The organism is Pseudomonas lurida, from assembly GCF_002563895.1.
Taxonomy (GTDB): Bacteria; Pseudomonadota; Gammaproteobacteria; order Pseudomonadales; family Pseudomonadaceae; genus Aquipseudomonas; species Aquipseudomonas lurida.
Map to the genome: position 1 here is coordinate 5,608,419 of NZ_PDJB01000001.1, position 22,467 is coordinate 5,630,885.

The window sequence follows — 22,467 nt, forward strand, 5'->3', positions numbered from 1 at the left end:
GCCGTATACTCCGGCATTATTTACGCCCGCCGTGCGAGGCCATCTTGGACAAGATCCTGATTCGTGGGGCTAGAACCCACAACCTGAAGAACATCGACCTGACCCTGCCCCGGGACAAACTGATCGTCATCACCGGCTTGTCCGGGTCCGGCAAATCGTCCCTGGCGTTCGACACGCTGTATGCCGAAGGCCAGCGTCGCTATGTGGAATCGCTGTCGGCCTATGCCCGCCAGTTCCTGTCGATGATGGAAAAGCCCGACGTCGACACCATTGAAGGCCTGTCGCCGGCGATCTCCATCGAGCAGAAGTCGACCTCCCATAACCCACGCTCCACCGTGGGCACCATTACCGAAATCTACGACTACCTGCGCCTGCTGTATGCACGCGTGGGTATTCCGCGTTGCCCGGACCACGACATTCCCCTGGAAGCCCAGACCGTCAGCCAGATGGTCGACCTGGTGCTGGCCCAACCGGAAGGCGCCAAGCTGATGCTGCTTGCACCGGTGATCCGTGAGCGCAAGGGCGAACACCTTTCGGTCTTCGAAGAACTGCGTGCGCAAGGTTTTGTGCGCGCGCGGATCAACGGCAAGCTGTATGAGCTGGACGAAGCGCCGAAGCTCGACAAGCAGAAGAAGCACTCGATTGATGTGGTCGTCGACCGTTTCAAAGTGCGCGCCGACCTGCAGCAGCGTCTGGCCGAATCCTTCGAAACCGCGCTGAAGCTGGCCGACGGCATTGCCCTGGTGGCGCCGATGGACGACGAACCGGGCGAAGAGATCATCTTCTCCGCGCGCTTTGCCTGCCCGATCTGCGGCCACGCCATCAGCGAGCTGGAACCCAAGCTGTTTTCCTTCAACAACCCGGCCGGCGCCTGCCCGACCTGTGATGGCCTGGGGGTGAAGCAGTTCTTCGACATCAAGCGCCTGGTCAACGGCGACCTGACGCTGGCGGAGGGAGCGATTCGCGGCTGGGACAGGCGCAACGTCTATTACTTCCAGATGCTGGGGTCATTGGCGTCGCACTATAAATTCAGCCTTGAAGTGCCGTTCAACCAACTGCCGGCGGACCAGCAGAAGGTCATTCTAAATGGCAGCGGGTCGCATAACGTCGACTTCAAGTACCTGAATGACCGTGGCGATATCGTCAAGCGTTCCCACCCGTTCGAAGGCATCGTGCCGAACCTCGAGCGTCGTTACCGCGAGACCGAATCGGCGAGCGTGCGTGAAGAGCTGGCAAAATTCCTCAGCACACAGCCCTGCCCGGATTGTCGCGGCACTCGTCTGCGTCGTGAGGCACGGCATGTATGGGTAGGCGAGAAGACCTTGCCGGCGGTGACCAACCTGCCGATCGGTGACGCCTGCGAGTACTTTGGCGTACTCAAGCTCACCGGCCGCCGCGGCGAAATCGCCGACAAGATCCTCAAGGAGATTCGTGAGCGGCTGCAGTTCCTGGTCAACGTTGGCTTGGATTACCTGTCGCTGGATCGCAGTGCCGATACCTTGTCAGGCGGTGAGGCACAGCGCATTCGCCTGGCCAGCCAGATTGGCGCCGGCCTTGTGGGCGTGTTGTACATCCTTGATGAACCGTCGATCGGGCTGCACCAGCGCGACAACGATCGCCTGCTAGGCACGCTGAAGCACCTGCGAGATATAGGCAACACGGTGATTGTGGTCGAGCACGACGAGGACGCGATCCGCCTGGCGGATTACGTGGTCGATATCGGCCCGGGCGCGGGTGTGCACGGCGGGCATATTGTCGCCGAGGGCACGCCTGCCGAAGTCATGGCTCATCCCGATTCGCTGACCGGCAAATACCTGTCCGGCCGCGTGAAGATCGAAGTGCCGGCCAAGCGTACACCGCGCAACAAGAAACTGGCCCTGCACCTCAAGGGCGCGCGTGGCAACAACCTGCGCAATGTCGACCTGGAAATCCCACTGGGCCTGCTGACCTGCGTGACCGGTGTCTCCGGCTCGGGCAAATCGACGCTGATCAACAACACGCTGTTCCCCTTGAGTGCCACCGCCCTCAATGGCGCGACCACCCTGGAAGCGGCTGCACACGACAGCATCAAAGGCCTGGAACACTTGGACAAGGTGGTCGATATCGACCAGAGCCCAATTGGTCGTACGCCGCGCTCCAACCCGGCAACCTACACCGGGCTGTTCACGCCCATTCGCGAGCTGTTTGCTGGCGTTCCGGAATCCCGCTCACGGGGCTACGGACCAGGCCGGTTCTCGTTCAACGTCAAGGGCGGTCGCTGCGAAGCGTGCCAGGGCGATGGCTTGATCAAGGTGGAGATGCACTTCCTCCCCGACATCTACGTGCCATGCGATGTGTGCAAGAGCAAGCGCTACAACCGCGAGACCCTGGAGATCAAATACAAGGGCAAGAGCATCCACGAAACCCTGGAGATGACCATCGAGGAAGCGCGGGTGTTCTTCGACGCGGTTCCGGCGCTGGCGCGCAAGCTGCAGACGCTGATGGACGTGGGCTTGTCCTACATCAAGCTGGGGCAGTCGGCGACCACGCTGTCCGGCGGTGAGGCGCAGCGGGTGAAGCTGTCTCGCGAGCTGTCCAAGCGCGACACCGGCAAGACCCTGTATATCCTCGATGAGCCGACCACCGGCCTGCACTTCGCGGATATCCAGCAGCTGCTGGACGTGCTGCACCGCCTGCGCGACCACGGCAACACCGTGGTGGTGATCGAACACAACCTTGACGTGATCAAGACCGCGGATTGGCTGGTCGACCTCGGGCCGGAAGGTGGCTCCAAGGGCGGCCAGATCATCGCCGTGGGCACGCCGGAGCAGGTTTCCGAAATGCCGCAATCGCACACCGGTTACTACTTGAAACCGTTGCTGGAACGCGACCGGGCCTGACTTTTCGGGCCCAATGAAAAGCCCCTGTCACTTTGCGGTGACAGGGGCTTTTTTAGCCGGAAATCAGAACTGCGATTGCAGGTAGTTTTCCAGGCCGACCAGCTTGATCAGGCCCAGCTGCTTTTCGAGCCAGTAGGTGTGATCTTCTTCGGTGTCATTCAACTGCACCCGCAGGATTTCCCGGGTGACATAGTCGTTGTGCTGCTCGCAGAGCTCGATACCCTTGCAGAGCGCGGCACGGACCTTGTACTCGAGGCGCAGGTCGGCAGCGAGCATGTCAGGTACCGTGGTGCCCACATCCAGATCATCAGGACGCATACGTGGCGTGCCTTCGAGCATGAGGATGCGGCGCATCAATGCGTCGGCGTGCTGTGCCTCTTCTTCCATCTCGTGGTTGATACGCTCGTAGAGCTCGGTAAAGCCCCAGTCTTCGTACATGCGCGAGTGGATAAAATATTGGTCACGAGCAGCCAGTTCGCCCGTCAGCAACGTGTTTAGGTAATCGATTACGTCGGGGTGACCTTGCATCGCCCTACATCTCCCTGCTTTAAAGTCTGTAGTTTGAACCATGATGACCAGAAGGTCACGAGACCAACGGCAGAAAAGTGAAGATTTGCGGTGAAAAGTAGCTGAAATAACGCAAAAACCGCCCAAATGAGGGCGGTTCTGCTTATCGTTTAGAGTTAGTTAAGCGATACACCCAACGCCTTTGCGATTGCTTCTCCATAAGCAGGATCTGCTTTGTAGAAGTGCTGCAGCTGACGCTGGACCACATCACTGGAAACCCCACCCATTGCACCGGCGATGTTGCTGGTGAGCAACGCTTTCTGCTCATCGTTCATCAGCCGGAACAGCGCACCGGCGTGGCTGTAGTAGTCAGTGTCTTCACGGTGATCGTAACGGTCAGCGGCGCCGCTCAAAGCCAAAGCAGGCTCAGCATACTGAGGTGCCTGTTTTGGTGCATCGGCGTAGCTGTTCGGCTCGTAGTTGGGCGCTGCGCCACCGTTGCTGCCGAATGCCATGGACCCGTCACGCTGGTAGCTGTTGACCGGGCTAAGCGGAGCGTTCACCGGCAACTGCTGGTGATTGGTACCGACGCGGTAGCGGTGGGCATCTGCGTACGCAAATACACGGCCTTGCAGCATACGATCTGGCGACAGGCCTACACCTGGAACCATGTTGCTCGGGCCAAACGCAGCCTGTTCCACTTCCGCGAAGTAGTTCTGCGGGTTGCGGTTGAGTTCCAGTTCGCCGACTTCGATCAACGGGAATTCCTTCTGCGACCAGGTCTTGGTCACGTCGAATGGATTCTCGTAGTGAGCGTTGGCCTGGGCCTCGGTCATGATCTGGATGCACACGCGCCATTTCGGGAAATCACCGCGCTCGATCGCGCCAAACAAATCGCGCTGGGCGTAATCAGGATCGGTACCGGCCAAGCGTGCAGCTTCGGCAGGTGCCAGGTTCTTGATGCCCTGTTTGGTCTTGTAGTGCCACTTGACCCAGTGACGCTCGCCCTTGGCGTTGATCAGGCTGTAGGTATGACTGCCGAAGCCGTGCATGTGACGGTAGCCATCTGGGATGCCACGGTCCGAAAACAGGATGGTGACCTGGTGCAGCGCTTCTGGGGAGTGCGACCAGAAATCCCACATCATTTGCGCGCTTTTCAAGTTGCTTTGCGGCAAGCGCTTCTGAGTATGAATGAAGTCCGGGAACTTCAATGGATCGCGAATGAAGAACACAGGGGTATTGTTACCCACGATGTCCCAGTTGCCTTCTTCGGTGTAGAACTTCAGGGCGAAACCACGTGGGTCACGCTCGGTGTCAGCCGAACCACGCTCACCGCCTACAGTGGAAAACCGCAGGAAGGTCGGGGTTTGCTTACCGATGGACTCAAACAGCTTGGCGCTGGTGTACTGCGTAATGTCTTGGGTGACGGTGAAGGTGCCATAGGCGCCCGAGCCCTTAGCGTGTACACGGCGCTCAGGAATGTTTTCACGGTTGAAGTGAGCAAGCTTCTCGATCAGATGAAAGTCGTCGAGCAGCAACGGACCGCGCGGGCCGGCGGAACGGGAATTCTGGTTGTCTGCAACGGGAGCGCCGCTGGCGGTAGTAAGGATTTTATTCTGACTCATGCTCAATTTCCCTCAGGTCGGACTTGGAACTGCCGGCTAATCGGCTTGGTGGAAGTATTGATCATCAATATGACGTCTACAAATTCATTAAATTATAGGCGTCGATAGAGAATAACTACCAACCTCCTCACCCCCTATAGTGCCGAGCACAACCCGCAAACGCTTGTACACATCGCGCTTTTGTTACGCGCACAAAAAACCGGGCACTAGGCCCGGTTCTTCGTTACAGCTTGTCGTCTTACTCGGCGCTTACAGCTTCGCCAGCAGTAGCACGATCAACCAACTCGACGTACGCCATAGGCGCGTTGTCGCCAGCGCGGAAACCGCACTTGAGGATGCGCAGGTAGCCACCCTCACGGGTAGCGTAACGCTTGCCCAGGTCGTTGAAGAGCTTACCAACGATAGCTTTCGAACGAGTACGGTCGAAAGCCAGACGGCGGTTAGCCAGGCTGTCTGTCTTGGCCAAAGTGATCAGCGGCTCAGCAACGCGACGCAGTTCTTTAGCTTTCGGCAGTGTAGTTTTGATCAGCTCGTGCTCGAACAGCGACACCGCCATGTTTTGGAACATGGCCTTGCGGTGCGAGCTGGTACGGCTCAGGTGACGACCACTTTTACGATGACGCATGGTTCATTCCTTACCAAACTCACGTTCGGTGATTACGACGATCAGGCAGTCGCCTTGTCGTCCTTCTTAAGACTTGCAGGCGGCCAGTTGTCGAGGCGCATGCCGAGGGACAGACCGCGGGAGGCCAGAACGTCCTTGATTTCAGTCAAGGATTTCTTGCCCAGGTTCGGAGTCTTCAACAGTTCTACTTCGGTACGCTGAATCAGGTCGCCGATGTAGTAAATGTTTTCCGCCTTAAGGCAGTTAGCCGAACGTACAGTCAGTTCCAGATCGTCAACCGGGCGAAGCAGGATCGGATCGATCTCGTCTTCCTGCTCGATTACCACTGGTTCGCTGTCACCTTTGAGGTCGACGAACGCAGCCAACTGCTGTTGCAGGATGGTTGCAGCGCGGCGAATAGCCTCTTCAGGATCCAGAGTACCGTTGGTTTCCAGATCAATAACCAGCTTGTCCAGGTTAGTACGCTGCTCGACACGGGCGTTTTCCACCACGTATGCGATACGGCGAACCGGGCTGAACGAAGAGTCAAGCTGCAAGCGACCAATGCTGCGGCTTTCGTCTTCATCGCTCTGACGCGAGTCGGCCGGTTCATAACCACGACCACGAGCTACAGTGAGCTTCATGTTCAGGGCGCCGTTAGACGCCAGGTTAGCGATTACGTGATCGGGGTTAACGATCTCGACATCATGATCCAGCTGAATATCGGCAGCGGTAACCACCCCCGAACCCTTCTTCGACAAGGTCAGCGTAACTTCGTCACGGCCGTGCAGCTTGATAGCCAGACCTTTAAGGTTCAACAGGATTTCAATTACGTCTTCCTGTACACCTTCGATGGCGCTGTACTCGTGGAGCACACCGTCAATCTCGGCCTCGACTACTGCACAGCCGGGCATTGAGGACAACAGGATGCGGCGCAGCGCGTTGCCCAGGGTGTGGCCAAAACCACGCTCGAGAGGCTCGAGAGTAATTTTGGCGCGGGTTGGACTGACAACCTGCACATCAATGTGGCGGGGTGTCAGGAACTCATTTACCGAAATCTGCATGGATGCACCTATTTTCTAGCCCTTACTTGGAGTAGAGCTCGACAATCAGGCTTTCGTTGATGTCGGCGGACAGATCACTGCGAGCAGGAACGTTCTTGAAAACGCCCGACTTCTTCTCAGTGTCTACTTCTACCCATTCTACGCGGCCACGTTGGGCACACAGATCGAGAGCTTGGACAATGCGAAGTTGGTTTTTTGCTTTCTCGCGAACTGCGACCACGTCACCAGCACGAACCTGGTAGGACGGAACGTTTACGGTCTGACCGTTAACGCTGATCGACTTGTGCGATACCAGCTGACGGGATTCGGCACGAGTCGAACCAAAGCCCATACGGTATACAACGTTGTCCAGACGGCATTCGAGCAGTTGCAGCAGGTTTTCACCGGTTGCACCTTTCTTGCCAGCAGCTTCTTTGTAGTAGCCGCTGAACTGACGCTCGAGAACGCCGTAGATACGACGGACCTTCTGCTTTTCACGCAGTTGGGTGCCGTAGTCGGACTGGCGACCGCGGCGTTGGCCGTGGATACCAGGTGCTGCTTCAATGTTGCACTTCGATTCGATCGCGCGCACGCCGCTCTTCAGGAAGAGATCGGTGCCTTCGCGACGAGCGAGTTTGCATTTTGGACCAATGTAACGAGCCATTCTTTACAATCTCCTGGATTACACGCGGCGCTTCTTCGGCGGACGGCACCCGTTGTGCGGGATTGGCGTCACGTCGGTGATGCTGGCGATCTTATAGCCACAGCCGTTCAAAGCACGGACAGCAGACTCACGACCTGGACCTGGACCTTTGACGTTAACGTCGAGGTTTTTCAGGCCGTATTCCAGCGCAGCTTGACCAGCACGTTCAGCAGCTACTTGAGCAGCAAACGGGGTGGACTTGCGGGAACCGCGGAAACCCGAACCACCGGAGGTAGCCCAAGAAAGCGCGTTACCTTGACGGTCGGTGATGGTCACGATGGTGTTGTTAAAAGATGCATGGATGTGGGCGATGCCATCAACCACTGTCTTTTTAACTTTTTTACGAGGACGAGCAGCAGGTTTTGCCATGATAATTTTCCTGTCGATTCGCTGGGGCGATTACTTGCGGATCGGCTTACGCGGACCTTTACGGGTACGCGCGTTAGTCTTGGTACGCTGACCGCGTACTGGAAGACCACGACGATGACGCAGACCGCGATAGCAACCGAGGTCCATCAAACGCTTGATTTTCATGTTGATTTCGCGACGCAGGTCACCTTCAGTGGTGAACTTCGCCACTTCGCCACGCAGCTGTTCAATCTGCTCGTCGCTCAGATCCTTGATCTTAGCGGCTGGGTTTACCCCAGCGACTGCGCAAATTTTCTGCGCAGTAGTGCGACCAACACCATAGATGTAGGTCAGCGAGATAACAGTGTGCTTGTTATCTGGAATGTTAACGCCTGCAATACGGGCCATTCAGTGGGACTCCAATTGACAGCTACCTACGCCCCGGAAGCCAAGAAATAGGGCGCGAGATAATATCGCTGTAATAACAAATAATCAACCCGGCAGCGCACTAGCTGCCGGGCTTCAAGCGGATCACACTCAGCCTTGGCGCTGTTTGTGACGCGGTTCCGCGCTGCAAATTACTCGAACAACACCTTCGCGGCGAATAATCTTGCAGTTACGGCACAGCTTTTTCACCGATGCACGAACTTTCATCACCAACTCCTCGAACCTTATGGGGTACTCAGCGCAACATGCCGCTGCCGTAGCCCTTCAGGTTGGCTTTCTTCATCAGGGATTCGTACTGGTGCGAAACGAGGTGCGATTGTACTTGGGACATGAAGTCCATCACAACCACGACCACGATCAGCAACGAGGTCCCGCCAAGGTAGAACGGAACGTTTGCTGCAACCACCAGGAACTGGGGCAACAAGCACACGGCCGTCATATATAGAGCACCGAACAGGGTCAAACGAGTCAGAACACCATCAATGTAGCGTGCGGACTGCTCACCTGGACGGATGCCCGGAATAAAGGCACCGGACTTCTTCAGGTTTTCCGCTACGTCTTTCGGATTGAACATCAACGCCGTATAGAAGAAGCAGAAGAAAATAATCCCTGCACTAAACAGCAGAATATTCAACGGCTGACCAGGAGCGATCGACTGAGAGAGGTCCTGCAGCCAGCCCATATTTTCAGACTGACCAAACCAGGTACCCAACGAAGCCGGAAACAGCAAAATGCTGCTCGCGAAAATTGCCGGAATAACACCGGCCATATTCACTTTCAGCGGCAAGTGGCTGGTCTGCGCAGCAAAGACCTTACGGCCCTGCTGACGCTTGGCGTAGTGAACAGCAATACGACGCTGGCCACGCTCAATGAACACCACAAAACCGATAATCGCTACTGCCAGCAAACCGATGGCAACCAAGGCGAAAATGTTGATATCACCCTGACGTGCAGACTCGAAAGACTGCCCAATCGCTCTCGGAAGACCGGCGACGATACCTGCGAAAATCAACATCGAGATACCGTTGCCAACACCACGCTCAGTAATCTGCTCACCCAGCCACATCATGAACATCGCACCAGCCACAAATGTGGATACCGCGACGAAATGGAAGCCAAAGTCACCAGTGAACGCAACGCCCTGCCCGGCCAGGCCAACGGACATGCCGATAGCTTGGACCAGGGCGAGGACGACAGTGCCGTAGCGGGTGTACTGGCTAATCTTGCGACGGCCAGCTTCACCTTCCTTCTTCAACTGCTCCAGCTGCGGGCTGACGGCGGTCATCAGTTGCATGATGATCGATGCCGAAATGTACGGCATGATCCCCAGTGCAAAGATGCTCATCCGTTCCAGCGCGCCGCCGGAAAACATGTTGAACAAGCTAAGAATGGTCCCCTCATTCTGTCGAAACAGGTCTGCGAGTCGGTCCGGGTTGATACCTGGAACCGGGATGTGTGCGCCTATTCGGTAGACGATAATCGCCAGGAACAGAAAACGCAGACGAGCCCAAAGTTCAGACATACCGCCTTTGCCGAGCGCTGAGAGAGCACCTTGCTTAGCCATTTATTCCTCGAACTTGCCGCCAGCTGCTTCGATAGCCGAACGCGCACCTTTGGTGGCGCCGATTCCCTTGCCGATAGTGACAGCGCGAGTCACTTCACCGGACAGCATGATTTTCACACGCTGTACGTTGACGTTGATCACGTTGGCATCTTTCAGGGTCTGCACAGTAACGATGTCGCCTTCCACTTTAGCCAGCTCGGACAGACGCACTTCTGCGCGATCCATGGCTTTCAGGGATACGAAACCGAACTTAGGCAGGCGACGATGCAGCGGCTGTTGACCGCCTTCAAAGCCTGGAGCGATGGTGCCACCGGAGCGGGAGGTTTGACCTTTGTGGCCACGGCCACCAGTCTTACCCAAACCGCTACCGATACCACGGCCCGGACGATGCTTTTCGCGACGGGAACCCGGCGCTGGACTCAGATCATTGAGTTTCATCGATTAACCCTCTACACGCAGCATGTAGTAAGCCTTGTTGATCATCCCGCGATTCTCGGGAGTATCCTGGACTTCTACAGTGTGACCGATGCGACGCAGACCCAAACCTTTAACACACAGTTTGTGGTTAGGGATGCGGCCGGTCATGCTTTTGATCAGCGTTACTTTAACGGTAGCCATGATCAGAAGATCTCCTTGACAGTCAGGCCACGCTTGGCAGCGATGGACTCAGGAGATTGCATAGCTTTCAAACCTTTGAAAGTGGCGTGAACCACGTTTACCGGGTTAGTCGAGCCATAGCACTTGGCCAGAACGTTCTGAACGCCAGCAACTTCGAGGACAGCACGCATAGCGCCGCCAGCGATGATACCGGTACCTTCAGAAGCAGGCTGCATGTACACCTTCGAAGCGCCATGGGCGGACTTCATCGCGTACTGCAGAGTGGTGCCGTTCAGATCAACTTGGATCATGTTGCGACGAGCAGCTTCCATTGCCTTCTGGATCGCAGCAGGCACTTCACGTGACTTGCCACGGCCGAAGCCAACACGCCCTTTACCATCACCAACCACGGTCAACGCGGTGAAAGTGAAGATACGGCCGCCTTTAACGGTTTTGGCTACGCGGTTAACTTGAACCAGCTTCTCAATGTAGCCTTCGTCGCGCTTTTGGTCGTTATTTGACATAACTTAGAACTCCAGCCCAGCTTCACGAGCAGCATCAGCCAGCGCTTTCACGCGACCGTGGTACTTGAAGCCAGAGCGGTCGAAAGCCACTTGCGAGACGCCAGCGGCCTTAGCACGCGTAGCGACCAGCTGGCCAACCTTTGTGGCCGCGTCGATGTTGCCGGTGGCACCATCACGCAGTTCTTTATCCAAAGTCGAGGCGCTTGCCAGGACTTTGTTGCCGTCGGCCGAGATGACCTGGGCGTAGATGTGCTGCGACGAGCGGAACACGCAGAGACGCACGACTTCGAGTTCGTGCATTTTCAGGCGTGCTTTGCGAGCGCGACGCAGTCGAGTAACTTTTTTGTCGGTCATTTGCTATGCCCTACTTCTTCTTGGCTTCTTTACGACGGACGACTTCGTCCGCGTAGCGCACACCTTTGCCTTTGTACGGCTCTGGTGGACGGAAGTCGCGGATCTCAGCGGCCACTTGACCTACCAGCTGCTTATCGATGCCCTTGATCAGGATATCGGTCTGGCTAGGGGTCTCAGCAGTGATGCCCGCTGGCAGTTCGTAATCCACAGGGTGCGAGAAGCCAAGGGCCAGGTTCAAAACCGTGCCTTTTGCTTGCGCTTTGTAACCAACACCGACCAGCTGGAGCTTACGCTCGAAGCCTTGGCTTACGCCTTGGACCATGTTGTTTACCAACGCACGCGTGGTACCGGCCATTGCGCGAGTTTGTTGATCGCCATTGCGAGCAGCGAAACGCAGCTCACCAGCTTCTTCAACGATCTCAACGGACGAATGGATGTTCAGTTCAAGAGTACCCTTGGCACCCTTCACCGAAAGCTGTTGGCCTGCGAATTTGACTTCGACACCGGCTGGCAGCTTAACGGGGTTCTTAGCGACGCGAGACATGCTTATCCCCCCTTAGAACACAGTGCAAAGAACTTCGCCGCCGACACCGGCAGCGCGCGCAGCACGATCCGTCATCACACCTTTGTTGGTGGAGACGATAGACACGCCCAGACCGCCACGAACTTTCGGCAGATCTTCAGCGGACTTGTACTGACGCAGGCCTGGACGGCTAACGCGCTTCACTTCCTCGATGACCGAACGGCCTTCGAAGTACTTCAGCTCGATGGACAGCAGTGGCTTGGTTTCGCTGCTGATCTGATAACCCGCAATGTAGCCTTCGTCTTTCAGGACTTTGGCAACAGCTACCTTCAACTTGGAAGATGGCATGCTTACGACGGACTTTTCAGCCATCTGGGCATTACGGATACGAGTTAGCATGTCCGCTAACGGGTCCTGCATACTCATGGGCTAGACGCTCCTAATACAAAAAAATTAGCCTTGCGGCTACATATGTCGCCGAGAATCTCCGAGCATAGAAAACACGGGCTCAGGCGAGCCGGGTATTCTAGACACACTCCGGAAATGAAACAAGCCCCAAAAGGGGCTTGTTCCAGATTCAAGGTCACCGGTGGTCGTTATCTTGCGACGCCAACCACCTGGACTCTGAAAGTACTTACCAGCTGGCTTTAACCAGACCTGGTACGTCACCACGCATTGCTGCTTCACGCAGTTTGTTACGGCCGAGGCCGAACTTGCGGTAAACGCCGTGTGGACGACCGGTCAGGCGGCAGCGGTTACGCATGCGCGAAGCGCTTGCGTCACGTGGCTGCTTCTGCAGAGCAACTGTAGCTTCCCAACGCGCTTCTGGACTTGCGTTCAGATCAACGATGATTGCTTTCAGTGCTGCACGCTTCTTGGCGTACTTGGCAACCGTGAGCTGACGCTTCAGCTCGCGGTTTTTCATGCTCATCTTGGCCATGGTCCTACTCCAATCAGTTGCGGAACGGGAATTTGAAAGCACGCAACAGGGCGCGACCTTCATCATCGTTCTTGGCAGTGGTGGTCAGGGTGATGTCCAGACCGCGGAGAGCATCGATCTTGTCGTAGTCGATTTCCGGGAAGATGATCTGCTCTTTCACGCCCATGCTGTAGTTACCACGACCATCGAAGGACTTGGCATTCAGGCCGCGGAAGTCGCGAACCCGAGGCAGGGAGATCGACAGCAGACGATCCAGGAATTCGTACATACGCTCACGGCGCAGAGTCACTTTGACGCCGATCGGCCAACCTTCACGGACTTTAAAGCCAGCGATGGATTTCCGAGCGTAAGTCACAACGACTTTTTGACCGGTGATCTTTTCCAGGTCAGCAACAGCGTGCTCGATGACTTTTTTGTCGCCGATCGCTTCGCCCAGACCCATGTTCAGGGTGATTTTGGTGACGCGCGGAACTTCCATCACGTTCCCGAGCTTAAGTTCTTCCTTAAGCTTGGGGGCGATTTCCTTCCGGTAAATCTCTTGTAGTCGTGCCATGGTCTTATCTACCTAGCAGTGTTCAAGCATCAACCGCTTTTTGGGTCGACTTGAAGACACGAATTTTCTTACCGTCTTCTACTTTGAAACCAACGCGGTCAGCCTTGTTGGTTTCGCCGTTGAAGATGGCGACGTTAGAAGCGTGCAATGGCGCTTCTTTCTCGACGATACCGCCCTGTACGCCCGACATCGGGTTAGGCTTGGTATGACGCTTGACCAGGTTCAGACCACCAACGACCAGACGGTCGTCAGCGAGAACCTTCAGCACCTTACCGCGCTTACCTTTGTCTTTGCCGGCGATCACGATGATCTCGTCGTCACGACGAATCTTTTGCATGTCGGATCTCCTTACAGCACTTCTGGGGCGAGCGAGACGATCTTCATGAACTTCTCAGTACGAAGTTCACGGGTCACTGGCCCAAAGATACGGGTGCCGATCGGCTCTTGCTTGTTGTTCAGAAGAACAGCAGCGTTGCCATCAAAGCGGATAATGGAGCCATCTGCACGGCGTACGCCGTGACGAGTGCGAACTACAACAGCAGTCATCACTTGGCCTTTTTTCACCTTACCGCGAGGAATTGCTTCCTTCACGGTAACTTTGATGATGTCACCGATACCAGCGTAACGACGATGGGAGCCACCCAGCACCTTGATGCACATAACACGGCGAGCGCCGCTGTTATCGGCCACATCGAGCATGGATTGAGTCTGAATCATATAATTTCTCCGACCCCTAGTCCTTAGACTTCCACAGCGCGTTCGAGAACATCAACCAGTGCCCAAGACTTGGTCTTGGCCAGCGGACGAGTTTCACGAATAGTGACTTTGTCGCCGATGTGGCACTGATTGGTTTCGTCGTGCGCGTGCAGCTTAGTCGAACGCTTAACATATTTACCGTAGATCGGGTGCTTAACGCGACGCTCGATCAGAACGGTGATGGTTTTGTCCATCTTGTCGCTGACAACACGGCCAGTCAGCGTACGGACAGTCTTTTCGGCTTCAGCCATGATCACTTACCTGCCTGCTGGTTGAGCACAGTCTTCACGCGAGCGATGTCACGCTTAACTTGCGAGAGCAGATGAGACTGCCCCAACTGGCCAGTTGCTTTCTGCATACGCAGATTGAACTGGTCGCGCAGCAGGCCGAGCAGTTGCTCGTTCAGCTGCTGTGCGGATTTTTCACGAAGTTCATTCGCTTTCATCACATCACCGTCCGTTTAACAAAGGAGGTGGCGAGCGGCAGCTTTGCAGCAGCCAGGGCGAAAGCCTCACGCGCCAGCTCTTCAGAAACACCCTCGATTTCATACAGGACTTTGCCTGGCTGAATCTGGGCTACCCAGTATTCCACGTTACCCTTACCTTTACCCATACGAACCTCGAGAGGTTTTTTGGAGATCGGCTTGTCCGGGAATACACGGATCCAGATCTTGCCGCCACGTTTTACGTGACGGGTCAGAGCACGACGCGCTGACTCGATCTGACGAGCGGTGAGACGACCACGAGCTACAGACTTCAGCGCGAACTCGCCGAAGCTGACTTTGCTACCGCGCTGAGCCAGACCACGGTTGTGGCCTGTCATCTGCTTGCGGAACTTCGTACGCTTAGGTTGCAACATTTGGCGTACCCCTTACTTAGCAGCTTTTTTACGAGGCGCTGGTGCTTGTGGTTTCAGTTCTTCTTGGCGACCACCAATTACTTCGCCTTTGAAGATCCAAACCTTTACACCGATCACACCGTAAGTGGTGTGAGCTTCGTAGTTGGCATAGTCGATGTCGGCACGCAGGGTGTGCAGTGGCACACGACCTTCGCGATACCATTCAGTACGTGCGATTTCAGCACCGCCGAGACGACCGCTCACTTGGATTTTGATGCCTTTGGCACCAATGCGCATGGCGTTCTGTACGGCGCGCTTCATAGCACGACGGAACATTACGCGACGCTCCAGCTGCTGAGCTACGCTCTGCGCAACCAGCATACCGTCGAGCTCCGGCTTGCGGATCTCTTCGATATTGATGTGCACAGGCACACCCATTTGCTTGGTCAGGTCCTGACGCAGTTTCTCAACATCTTCACCTTTCTTCCCGATAACGATACCTGGACGAGCGGTGTGGATGGTGATACGTGCAGTTTGCGCCGGACGATGGATATCGATACGGCTTACGGACGCGCTTTTTAGTTTGTCTTGGAGATACTCACGCACCTTCAGATCAGCGAACAAGTAGTCCGCATAAGTCCGACCGTCTGCGTACCAGACGGAGGTGTGCTCCTTGACGATTCCCAGGCGAATGCCAATGGGATGTACTTTCTGACCCATCTCTTCGACTCCGTTACTTGTCAGCAACCTTGACAGTGATATGGCAAGACCGCTTGACGATGCGATCAGCACGGCCTTTGGCACGTGGCATGATGCGCTTCAGCGAACGCCCTTCGTTGACGAAAACGGTGCTGACTTTCAGGTCATCAACGTCTGCGCCTTCGTTATGCTCGGCGTTGGCTACGGCCGACTCCAGCACTTTCTTCATGATCTCGGCGGCTTTCTTACTGCTGAAAGCCAACAGGTTGAGCGCTTCGCCCACCTTCTTCCCGCGGATCTGGTCGGCGACCAAGCGGGCTTTCTGGGCGGAGATTCGAGCGCCCGACAACTTAGCGGCTACTTCCATTTCCTTACCCCTTAACGCTTGGCTTTCTTGTCTGCCACGTGCCCACGATAAGTGCGGGTACCGGCAAACTCGCCTAGTTTGTGGCCGACCATGTCTTCGTTAACGAGAACTGGGACGTGTTGACGACCGTTGTGTACTGCGATGGTCAGACCGACCATTTGTGGCAGGATCATCGAACGACGCGACCAGGTCTTAACTGGTTTGCGATCGTTCTTTTCCGCCGCCACTTCGATCTTCTTCAGTAGGTGAAGATCAATAAAAGGACCTTTTTTCAGAGAACGTGGCACTGTCGTATCCCTCTATTTACTTGCGACGACGGACGATCATTTTGTCGGTACGCTTATTACCACGAGTCTTCGCGCCCTTAGTCGGGAAGCCCCATGGCGATACCGGATGACGACCACCAGAGGTACGACCTTCACCACCACCGTGTGGGTGGTCAACCGGGTTCATGGCAACACCACGAACGGTTGGGCGAACGCCACGCCAGCGTTTGGCACCAGCTTTACCCAGCGAACGCAGGCTGTGCTCGGAGTTCGAGACTTCACCCAGGGTCGCGCGGCACTCAGCCAGCACTTTACGCATCTCACCAGAACGCAGACGCAGGGTCACGTAGACACCTTCACGAGCGATCAGCTGAGCCGAAGCACCAGCGGAACGAGCGATTTGCGCGCCTTTACCTGGCTTCAATTCGATGCCGTGTACGGTGCTACCAACTGGAATGTTGCGCAGTTGCAGAGCGTTGCCCGGCTTGATCGGTGCCAGGGCACCTGCGATCAGCTGGTCGCCAGCGCTCACGCCTTTAGGGGCGATGATGTAGCGACGCTCGCCATCTGCGTACAGCAGCAGAGCGATGTGAGCAGTACGGTTTGGATCGTATTCGATACGCTCGACAGTGGCAGCGATGCCATCTTTGTCGTTGCGACGGAAGTCGACCAGACGATAATGCTGCTTATGGCCACCACCGATGTGACGAGTGGTAATACGACCATTGTTGTTACGACCACCAGACTTCGATTTCTTCTCGAGCAGCGGTGCGTGAGGAGCGCCTTTATGCAGCTCCTGGTTGACCACCTTGACCACAAAACGGCGGCCAGGGGAAGTCGGTTTGCATTTAACGATTGCCATGATGCACCCCTTCCTTACTCAGCACTGCTGCTGAAATCGAGATCTTGGCCTGGCTGAAGGGAGATAACTGCCTTCTTCCAGTCATTACGCTTGCCCAGACCGCGAGCAGTGCGCTTGCTCTTACCCAGAACGTTCAGGGTAGTAACACGCTCTACTTTCACGCTGAACAGGCTTTCGACGGCCTTCTTGATTTCCAGCTTGGTTGCGTCAGTTGCAACCTTGAAAACGAACTGGCCTTTCTTGTCAGCCAGAACCGTAGCCTTTTCGGAAACGTGCGGGCCAAGCAGAACTTTAAATACGCGTTCCTGGTTCATCCCAGCAGCTCCTCGAATTTCTTCACGGCCGACACGGTGATCAACACCTTGTCGTATGCGATCAGACTAACTGGATCGGAACCTTGCACGTCACGTACATCAACGTGTGGCAGGTTACGAGCAGCCAGGTACAGGTTCTGATCAACAGCTTCAGACACGATCAAAACGTCGGTCAGGCTCATGTTGTTCAGTTTGCCCAGCAGATCTTTGGTTTTTGGACTTTCAACAGCGAAGTCCTGAACCACGACCAGACGATCAGTACGCACGAGTTCAGCAAGGATGGAGCGCAGTGCTGCGCGGTACATCTTCTTGTTGAGCTTCTGAGAGTGATCCTGTGGACGAGCTGCGAAAGTGGTACCGCCGCCGCGCCAGATTGGGCTACGGATCGTACCAGCACGAGCACGGCCAGTACCTTTCTGACGCCAAGGGCGCTTACCGCCACCACGAACGTCGGAACGGGTCTTTTGCTGCTTGCTACCTTGACGGCCGCCGGCCATGTAGGCCACGACTGCTTGGTGAACCAGCGTCTCGTTGAATTCGCCGCCAAATGTCAGTTCGGAAACTTCGATCGCTTGAGCGTCATTTACATTTAATTGCATGTCAGCTTCCCCTTAACCGCGAGCCTTGGCCGCTGGACGTACAACCAGGTTGCCGCCAGTAGCGCCAGGAACAGCACCCTTGACCAACAACAGATTGCGTTCAGCGTCGACGCGCACTACTTCGAGGGACTGCACGGTCACGCGCTCAGCGCCCATATGACCGGACATTTTTTTGCCCTTGAATACACGACCAGGAGTCTGGCACTGGCCAATAGAGCCCGGGACGCGGTGGGAAACGGAGTTACCGTGAGTGTTGTCTTGGCCACGGAAATTCCAACGCTTGATCGTACCCTGGAAGCCTTTACCTTTGGACTGACCGGTTACATCAACCAGTTGACCAGCAGCGAAGATTTCAGCGTTGATCAGATCGCCAGCCTGGTAGTCGCCGTCTTCAAGACGGAACTCCATAACAGTGCGACCAGCTGCAACGTTTGCTTTAGCGAAGTGACCTGCTTGAGCAGCAGTCACGCGCGAAGCACGACGCTCGCCGACAGTGACTTGCACTGCACGATAGCCATCGGTTTCTTCAGTTTTGAACTGGGTGACGCGATTCGGCTCGATCTCAATGACCGTGACCGGAATGGAGACACCTTCTTCGGTGAAAATACGGGTCATACCGCATTTACGACCGACTACACCAATAGTCATGTTGTAAACCTCATGAGTGTACGGGGCTTTCACCCGCTATGGCCGCCCATTTCAGAGCGTTACACGACTAAGACCCGAGTCTTAGCCGAGGCTGATCTGTACTTCCACACCGGCCGCCAGATCGAGCTTCATAAGTGCATCAACGGTTTTATCCGTTGGCTGGACGATGTCCAGTACGCGCTTATGAGTACGGATCTCGTACTGGTCACGCGCGTCTTTGTTGACGTGCGGGGAGACCAGAACGGTGAACCGCTCTTTACGGGTAGGCAGTGGAATTGGACCACGCACTTGAGCACCAGTACGTTTCGCGGTTTCCACGATTTCCTGGGTGGATTGGTCGATCAGGCGATGGTCAAAAGCCTTCAACCTGATACGGATTTGCTGATTTTGCATTGGATTTCAGACTCCGGCTGCTATTCCCAGCGAGCGCAATACGCCCGTTAAAAGGAGGCGCAATTCTATAGACGCCCCAGATAGGTGTCAACCCAATAAAAAAGGCCCCCGCTGAGCGGGGGCCTTCTCAAAAAAACCGAGCTATCTCAGAAGAGATAATTACTCGATGATTTTAGCTACAACGCCAGCACCAACGGTACGGCCGCCTTCACGAATAGCGAAGCGCAGACCGTCTTCCATTGCGATGGTTTTGATCAGGGTAACAGTCATTTGAATGTTATCGCCTGGCATTACCATTTCAACGCCTTCTGGCAGTTCGCAGTTACCGGTCACGTCAGTAGTACGGAAGTAGAACTGTGGACGGTAGCCTTTGAAGAACGGAGTGTGACGACCGCCTTCTTCTTTGCTCAGAACGTAAACTTCTGCGGTGAACTTGGTGTGCGGCTTAACCGAACCTGGCTTAACCAGAACCTGACCACGCTCAACGTCGTCACGCTTGGTACCACGCAGCAGAACGCCGCAGTTCTCGCCAGCACGACCTTCGTCGAGCAGTTTGCGGAACATTTCAACACCGGTGCAGGTGGTGACGGTGGTGTCACGCAGACCAACGATTTCCAGTGGGTCCTGAACGCGAACGATACCGCGCTCGATACGACCAGTCACAACAGTACCACGACCGGAGATCGAGAATACGTCTTCGATTGGCATCAGGAACGGCTTGTCGGTCAGACGAACTGGTTCTGGGATGTAGGTATCCAGAGTTTCAACCAGTTTACGAACGGCAGTGGTGCCCATTTCGTTTTCGTCGTTACCTTCCAGAGCCATACGAGCAGAACCGATGATGATCGGAGTGTCGTCGCCTGGGAAGTCGTAAGTGCTCAGCAGATCGCGCACTTCCATCTCAACCAGTTCCAGCAGCTCAGCGTCGTCTACCAGGTCAGCCTTGTTCAGGAAAACCACGATGTACGGAACGCCTACCTGACGGGACAGCAGGATGTGCTCACGGGTTTGTGGCATCGGACCATCAGCGGCCGAGCAAACCAGGATAGCGCCGTCCATCTGGGCAGCACCAGTGATCATGTTCTTCACGTAGTCAGCGTGACCTGGGCAGTCAACGTGAGCGTAGTGACGAATAGTCGAGTTGTACTCAACGTGCGCGGTGTTGATGGTGATACCACGAGCTTTTTCTTCTGGTGCGCTGTCGATCTTGTCGAAGTCAACACGAGCCGAACCGAAAACTTCGGAGCAGACGCGAGTCAGAGCAGCGGTCAGAGTGGTTTTACCGTGGTCAACGTGGCCGATGGTGCCAACGTTTACGTGCGGTAGGGAACGATCAAATTTTTCTTTAGCCACGACAATTAACTCCTTGCCTAAAGGACTGAATCAGCCTTGTTTTTTGGATACAGTTTCAGCGATGTGCGCCGGAGCTGTGTTGTATTTTTTGAATTCCATAGAGTAGCTTGCGCGACCCTGGGACATGGAGCGAACGTCGGTCGCGTAACCGAACATCTCACCCAACGGAACCTCGGCGCGAATCACTTTGCCGGAAACCGTGTCTTCCATACCCAAGATCATGCCGCGACGACGGTTAAGGTCGCCCATGACATCACCCATATAGTCTTCAGGTGTAACAACTTCTACCGCCATGATTGGCTCAAGCAACTCACCACCGCCCTTCTGGGCCAGTTGCTTGGTTGCCATGGAAGCAGCCACCTTAAACGCCATCTCGTTGGAGTCGACGTCGTGGTAAGAACCGTCAAAAACGGTTGCTTTCAGGCCGATCAGCGGATAGCCGGCAACAACACCGTTCTTCATCTGCTCTTCGATACCCTTCTGGATAGCAGGGATGTATTCCTTAGGAACAACACCACCTACTACTTCGTTCACGAATTGCAGACCTTCCTGACCTTCGTCAGCAGGAGCAAAACGGATCCAGCAGTGACCGAACTGACCACGACCGCCGGACTGACGAACGAACTTGCCTTCGATTTCACAGTTCTTCGTGATGCGCTCACGATAGGAAACCTGAGGCTTACCGATGTTGGCTTCGACGTTGAACTCACGGCGCATCCGGTCAACCAGGATGTCCAGGTGCAGCTCGCCCATGCCGGAGATGATCGTTTGACCAGTCTCTTCATCAGTCTTGACGCGGAAAGATGGATCTTCCTGAGCAAGTTTGCCCAGAGCGATACCCATTTTTTCCTGGTCATCCTTGGTCTTAGGCTCTACGGCAACCGAAATAACCGGCTCCGGGAAGTCCATGCGAACCAGGATGATTGGCTTGGCAGCGTCGCACAAAGTCTCACCAGTGGTGACGTCCTTCATGCCGATCAAGGCCGCGATGTCACCAGCGCGTACTTCCTTGATCTCTTCACGGGCGTTTGCGTGCATTTGCACCATACGACCCACGCGCTCTTTCTTGCCTTTAACCGAGTTGATCACGCCGTCGCCGGAGGCCAACACGCCCGAGTAAACGCGGACGAAGGTCAAAGTACCCACGAATGGGTCAGTAGCGATCTTGAACGCCAGAGCCGAGAACGGCTCGCTGTCATCGGCGTGACGCTCCATCTCTTCTTCCTCGTTATCAGGGTTGGTACCCTTGATAGCAGGAATGTCGGTTGGAGCAGGCAGGTAGTCGATAACGGCGTCGAGAACCAGGGGAACACCCTTGTTCTTGAAGGAAGAACCGCAAACAGCCAAGACGATCTCACCAGCGATAGTACGCTGACGCAGAGCGGCCTTGATTTCCACGTTGGTGAGTTCTTCACCTTCGAGGTACTTGTTCATCAGCTCTTCGCTGGCTTCGGCAGCAGCCTCAACCATGTTGTTACGCCACTCGTCAGCCAGTTCCTGCAGTTCTTCAGGGATAGGCTTACGAACAGGAACCATACCTTTGTCAGCGTCATTCCAGTAAACAGCTTCCATGTTGATCAGGTCGATCTGACCTTGGAAGTTGTCTTCGGAACCGATAGCCAATTGGATTGGCACCGGGGTGTGACCCAGACGCTGCTTGATCTGGCCGATCACGCGCAGGAAGTTGGCACCAGCACGGTCCATCTTGTTTACGTAAACAAGACGTGGAACGCCGTATTTGTTGGCTTGACGCCATACGGTTTCCGACTGAGGCTCAACACCCGAAGTACCGCAGAACACAACGACAGCGCCGTCGAGTACACGCAGGGAACGCTCAACTTCAATGGTGAAGTCTACGTGGCCCGGGGTATCGATTACGTTGAAGCGATGCTCGTCTTTGTACTGCTTCTCGGAACCTTTCCAGAAGGCGGTAATAGCAGCAGAAGTAATGGTAATACCACGCTCCTGCTCCTGAACCATCCAGTCTGTGGTCGCGGCGCCATCATGCACCTCGCCCATTTTGTGACTTTTGCCGGTGTAAAACAGTACGCGCTCGGTGGTGGTGGTTTTACCAGCATCCACGTGAGCAACGATACCGATGTTACGGTAGCGGCTAATCGGAGTAGTACGAGCCATAAAGCCCTCGCAAAATTAGTGAAGCT

Annotated in this window: 33 protein-coding genes; 1 reads left to right on the top strand and 32 read right to left on the bottom strand. The window is 55.4% G+C overall.

Going from position 1 to position 22,467, the window contains the following annotated elements; genetic code table 11:
• The first annotated feature begins 44 nt into the window (after positions 1 to 44).
• Positions 45 to 2,879, top strand: coding sequence for an excinuclease ABC subunit UvrA (uvrA, locus tag ATH90_RS25555; protein WP_069078326.1), 2,835 nt, complete (start codon positions 45 to 47; stop codon positions 2,877 to 2,879).
• Positions 2,880 to 2,942: 63 nt separating this feature from the next.
• Here the strand turns inward: uvrA and bfr are convergent, their stop codons facing one another.
• From bfr to fusA, 32 genes are all read right to left on the bottom strand, one after another.
• Positions 2,943 to 3,407: a bacterioferritin gene (gene bfr, locus ATH90_RS25560; protein ID WP_015886133.1), complete on the bottom strand. Its 465-nt coding sequence runs from the start codon at positions 3,405 to 3,407 to the stop codon at positions 2,943 to 2,945.
• 155 nt (positions 3,408 to 3,562) lie between these two features.
• Positions 3,563 to 5,011, bottom strand: coding sequence for a catalase (locus tag ATH90_RS25565; RefSeq protein WP_098467450.1), 1,449 nt, complete (start codon positions 5,009 to 5,011; stop codon positions 3,563 to 3,565).
• A gap of 238 nt (positions 5,012 to 5,249) precedes the next feature.
• Positions 5,250 to 5,636 carry a 50S ribosomal protein L17 gene (gene rplQ / locus ATH90_RS25570; protein ID WP_003176402.1) on the bottom strand — a complete coding sequence of 129 codons (387 nt, stop codon included), beginning with the start codon at positions 5,634 to 5,636 and terminating at the stop codon, positions 5,250 to 5,252.
• A 41-nt stretch (positions 5,637 to 5,677) separates the two neighbouring features.
• Positions 5,678 to 6,679, bottom strand: a complete 1,002-nt coding sequence (locus tag ATH90_RS25575; RefSeq protein WP_003176403.1) for a DNA-directed RNA polymerase subunit alpha — start codon at positions 6,677 to 6,679, stop codon at positions 5,678 to 5,680.
• 22 nt (positions 6,680 to 6,701) lie between these two features.
• The gene (gene rpsD, locus ATH90_RS25580) at positions 6,702 to 7,322 is read right to left on the bottom strand and encodes a 30S ribosomal protein S4 (RefSeq protein ID WP_003176404.1); all 621 of its coding nucleotides are present in this window, start codon (positions 7,320 to 7,322) and stop codon (positions 6,702 to 6,704) included.
• Positions 7,323 to 7,340: 18 nt separating this feature from the next.
• Positions 7,341 to 7,730: a 30S ribosomal protein S11 gene (rpsK, locus tag ATH90_RS25585; RefSeq protein WP_002555466.1), complete on the bottom strand. Its 390-nt coding sequence runs from the start codon at positions 7,728 to 7,730 to the stop codon at positions 7,341 to 7,343.
• Positions 7,731 to 7,760: 30 nt separating this feature from the next.
• Complete coding sequence (gene rpsM, locus ATH90_RS25590) at positions 7,761 to 8,117, bottom strand: 30S ribosomal protein S13 (RefSeq protein WP_003194635.1); 357 nt, start codon at positions 8,115 to 8,117, stop codon at positions 7,761 to 7,763.
• Between the two features lie 129 nt (positions 8,118 to 8,246).
• Entirely contained in the window at positions 8,247 to 8,363 is a 117-nt protein-coding gene (rpmJ, locus tag ATH90_RS25595; RefSeq protein ID WP_002555468.1) for a 50S ribosomal protein L36, read from the bottom strand.
• Positions 8,364 to 8,391: 28 nt separating this feature from the next.
• On the bottom strand, positions 8,392 to 9,720 hold the full coding sequence (secY, locus tag ATH90_RS25600; protein ID WP_003194637.1) for a preprotein translocase subunit SecY: 1,329 nt from the start codon (positions 9,718 to 9,720) through the stop codon (positions 8,392 to 8,394).
• Positions 9,721 to 10,158, bottom strand: coding sequence for a 50S ribosomal protein L15 (gene rplO, locus ATH90_RS25605; RefSeq protein WP_003176407.1), 438 nt, complete (start codon positions 10,156 to 10,158; stop codon positions 9,721 to 9,723).
• A 3-nt stretch (positions 10,159 to 10,161) separates the two neighbouring features.
• Positions 10,162 to 10,338, bottom strand: coding sequence for a 50S ribosomal protein L30 (gene rpmD, locus ATH90_RS25610; RefSeq protein ID WP_003176408.1), 177 nt, complete (start codon positions 10,336 to 10,338; stop codon positions 10,162 to 10,164).
• Between the two features lie 2 nt (positions 10,339 to 10,340).
• Entirely contained in the window at positions 10,341 to 10,841 is a 501-nt protein-coding gene (rpsE, locus tag ATH90_RS25615) for a 30S ribosomal protein S5 (RefSeq protein WP_003176409.1), read from the bottom strand.
• Between the two features lie 3 nt (positions 10,842 to 10,844).
• Positions 10,845 to 11,195 (bottom strand): 50S ribosomal protein L18, encoded by a 351-nt coding sequence (rplR, locus tag ATH90_RS25620; protein ID WP_003186037.1) that lies wholly within the window; start codon positions 11,193 to 11,195, stop codon positions 10,845 to 10,847.
• A 10-nt stretch (positions 11,196 to 11,205) separates the two neighbouring features.
• The gene (gene rplF / locus ATH90_RS25625; protein WP_003194640.1) at positions 11,206 to 11,739 is read right to left on the bottom strand and encodes a 50S ribosomal protein L6; all 534 of its coding nucleotides are present in this window, start codon (positions 11,737 to 11,739) and stop codon (positions 11,206 to 11,208) included.
• A gap of 12 nt (positions 11,740 to 11,751) precedes the next feature.
• The gene (gene rpsH, locus ATH90_RS25630; protein WP_010566853.1) at positions 11,752 to 12,144 is read right to left on the bottom strand and encodes a 30S ribosomal protein S8; all 393 of its coding nucleotides are present in this window, start codon (positions 12,142 to 12,144) and stop codon (positions 11,752 to 11,754) included.
• A 208-nt stretch (positions 12,145 to 12,352) separates the two neighbouring features.
• A complete protein-coding gene (gene rpsN, locus ATH90_RS25635; RefSeq protein ID WP_003176414.1) occupies positions 12,353 to 12,658 on the bottom strand; it encodes a 30S ribosomal protein S14 in 306 nt (101 codons plus the stop codon).
• Between the two features lie 13 nt (positions 12,659 to 12,671).
• The gene (gene rplE, locus ATH90_RS25640) at positions 12,672 to 13,211 is read right to left on the bottom strand and encodes a 50S ribosomal protein L5 (protein WP_003194642.1); all 540 of its coding nucleotides are present in this window, start codon (positions 13,209 to 13,211) and stop codon (positions 12,672 to 12,674) included.
• Between the two features lie 22 nt (positions 13,212 to 13,233).
• The gene (gene rplX / locus ATH90_RS25645; protein ID WP_007896770.1) at positions 13,234 to 13,548 is read right to left on the bottom strand and encodes a 50S ribosomal protein L24; all 315 of its coding nucleotides are present in this window, start codon (positions 13,546 to 13,548) and stop codon (positions 13,234 to 13,236) included.
• Positions 13,549 to 13,559: 11 nt separating this feature from the next.
• On the bottom strand, positions 13,560 to 13,928 hold the full coding sequence (rplN, locus tag ATH90_RS25650) for a 50S ribosomal protein L14 (protein ID WP_002555479.1): 369 nt from the start codon (positions 13,926 to 13,928) through the stop codon (positions 13,560 to 13,562).
• Positions 13,929 to 13,951: 23 nt separating this feature from the next.
• Positions 13,952 to 14,218 carry a 30S ribosomal protein S17 gene (gene rpsQ / locus ATH90_RS25655; RefSeq protein ID WP_003176419.1) on the bottom strand — a complete coding sequence of 89 codons (267 nt, stop codon included), beginning with the start codon at positions 14,216 to 14,218 and terminating at the stop codon, positions 13,952 to 13,954.
• A 2-nt stretch (positions 14,219 to 14,220) separates the two neighbouring features.
• Positions 14,221 to 14,412, bottom strand: coding sequence for a 50S ribosomal protein L29 (rpmC, locus tag ATH90_RS25660; RefSeq protein ID WP_002555481.1), 192 nt, complete (start codon positions 14,410 to 14,412; stop codon positions 14,221 to 14,223).
• Entirely contained in the window at positions 14,412 to 14,825 is a 414-nt protein-coding gene (rplP, locus tag ATH90_RS25665) for a 50S ribosomal protein L16 (protein WP_003176421.1), read from the bottom strand. Before rplP ends, rpmC begins: the two co-directional genes overlap by 1 nt.
• Positions 14,826 to 14,837: 12 nt before the next feature.
• A complete protein-coding gene (gene rpsC, locus ATH90_RS25670; protein ID WP_003176422.1) occupies positions 14,838 to 15,524 on the bottom strand; it encodes a 30S ribosomal protein S3 in 687 nt (228 codons plus the stop codon).
• A 13-nt stretch (positions 15,525 to 15,537) separates the two neighbouring features.
• A complete protein-coding gene (gene rplV, locus ATH90_RS25675; RefSeq protein ID WP_003103908.1) occupies positions 15,538 to 15,870 on the bottom strand; it encodes a 50S ribosomal protein L22 in 333 nt (110 codons plus the stop codon).
• A gap of 11 nt (positions 15,871 to 15,881) precedes the next feature.
• Complete coding sequence (gene rpsS / locus ATH90_RS25680) at positions 15,882 to 16,157, bottom strand: 30S ribosomal protein S19 (protein WP_002555486.1); 276 nt, start codon at positions 16,155 to 16,157, stop codon at positions 15,882 to 15,884.
• Between the two features lie 16 nt (positions 16,158 to 16,173).
• Entirely contained in the window at positions 16,174 to 16,998 is an 825-nt protein-coding gene (gene rplB, locus ATH90_RS25685; RefSeq protein ID WP_003186055.1) for a 50S ribosomal protein L2, read from the bottom strand.
• A 14-nt stretch (positions 16,999 to 17,012) separates the two neighbouring features.
• On the bottom strand, positions 17,013 to 17,312 hold the full coding sequence (gene rplW, locus ATH90_RS25690) for a 50S ribosomal protein L23 (protein WP_002555488.1): 300 nt from the start codon (positions 17,310 to 17,312) through the stop codon (positions 17,013 to 17,015).
• Positions 17,309 to 17,911 (bottom strand): 50S ribosomal protein L4, encoded by a 603-nt coding sequence (gene rplD / locus ATH90_RS25695; protein WP_003176424.1) that lies wholly within the window; start codon positions 17,909 to 17,911, stop codon positions 17,309 to 17,311. The genes rplW and rplD overlap by 4 nt, the downstream gene beginning before the upstream one ends.
• A gap of 12 nt (positions 17,912 to 17,923) precedes the next feature.
• Positions 17,924 to 18,559, bottom strand: a complete 636-nt coding sequence (gene rplC, locus ATH90_RS25700) for a 50S ribosomal protein L3 (protein WP_003194649.1) — start codon at positions 18,557 to 18,559, stop codon at positions 17,924 to 17,926.
• A gap of 81 nt (positions 18,560 to 18,640) precedes the next feature.
• Positions 18,641 to 18,952 (bottom strand): 30S ribosomal protein S10, encoded by a 312-nt coding sequence (gene rpsJ / locus ATH90_RS25705; RefSeq protein WP_003186070.1) that lies wholly within the window; start codon positions 18,950 to 18,952, stop codon positions 18,641 to 18,643.
• Between the two features lie 159 nt (positions 18,953 to 19,111).
• Positions 19,112 to 20,305 (bottom strand): elongation factor Tu, encoded by a 1,194-nt coding sequence (gene tuf, locus ATH90_RS25710; protein WP_025857206.1) that lies wholly within the window; start codon positions 20,303 to 20,305, stop codon positions 19,112 to 19,114.
• A 30-nt stretch (positions 20,306 to 20,335) separates the two neighbouring features.
• On the bottom strand, positions 20,336 to 22,441 hold the full coding sequence (gene fusA, locus ATH90_RS25715; RefSeq protein WP_034109562.1) for an elongation factor G: 2,106 nt from the start codon (positions 22,439 to 22,441) through the stop codon (positions 20,336 to 20,338).
• Positions 22,442 to 22,467: the final 26 nt, after the last annotated feature.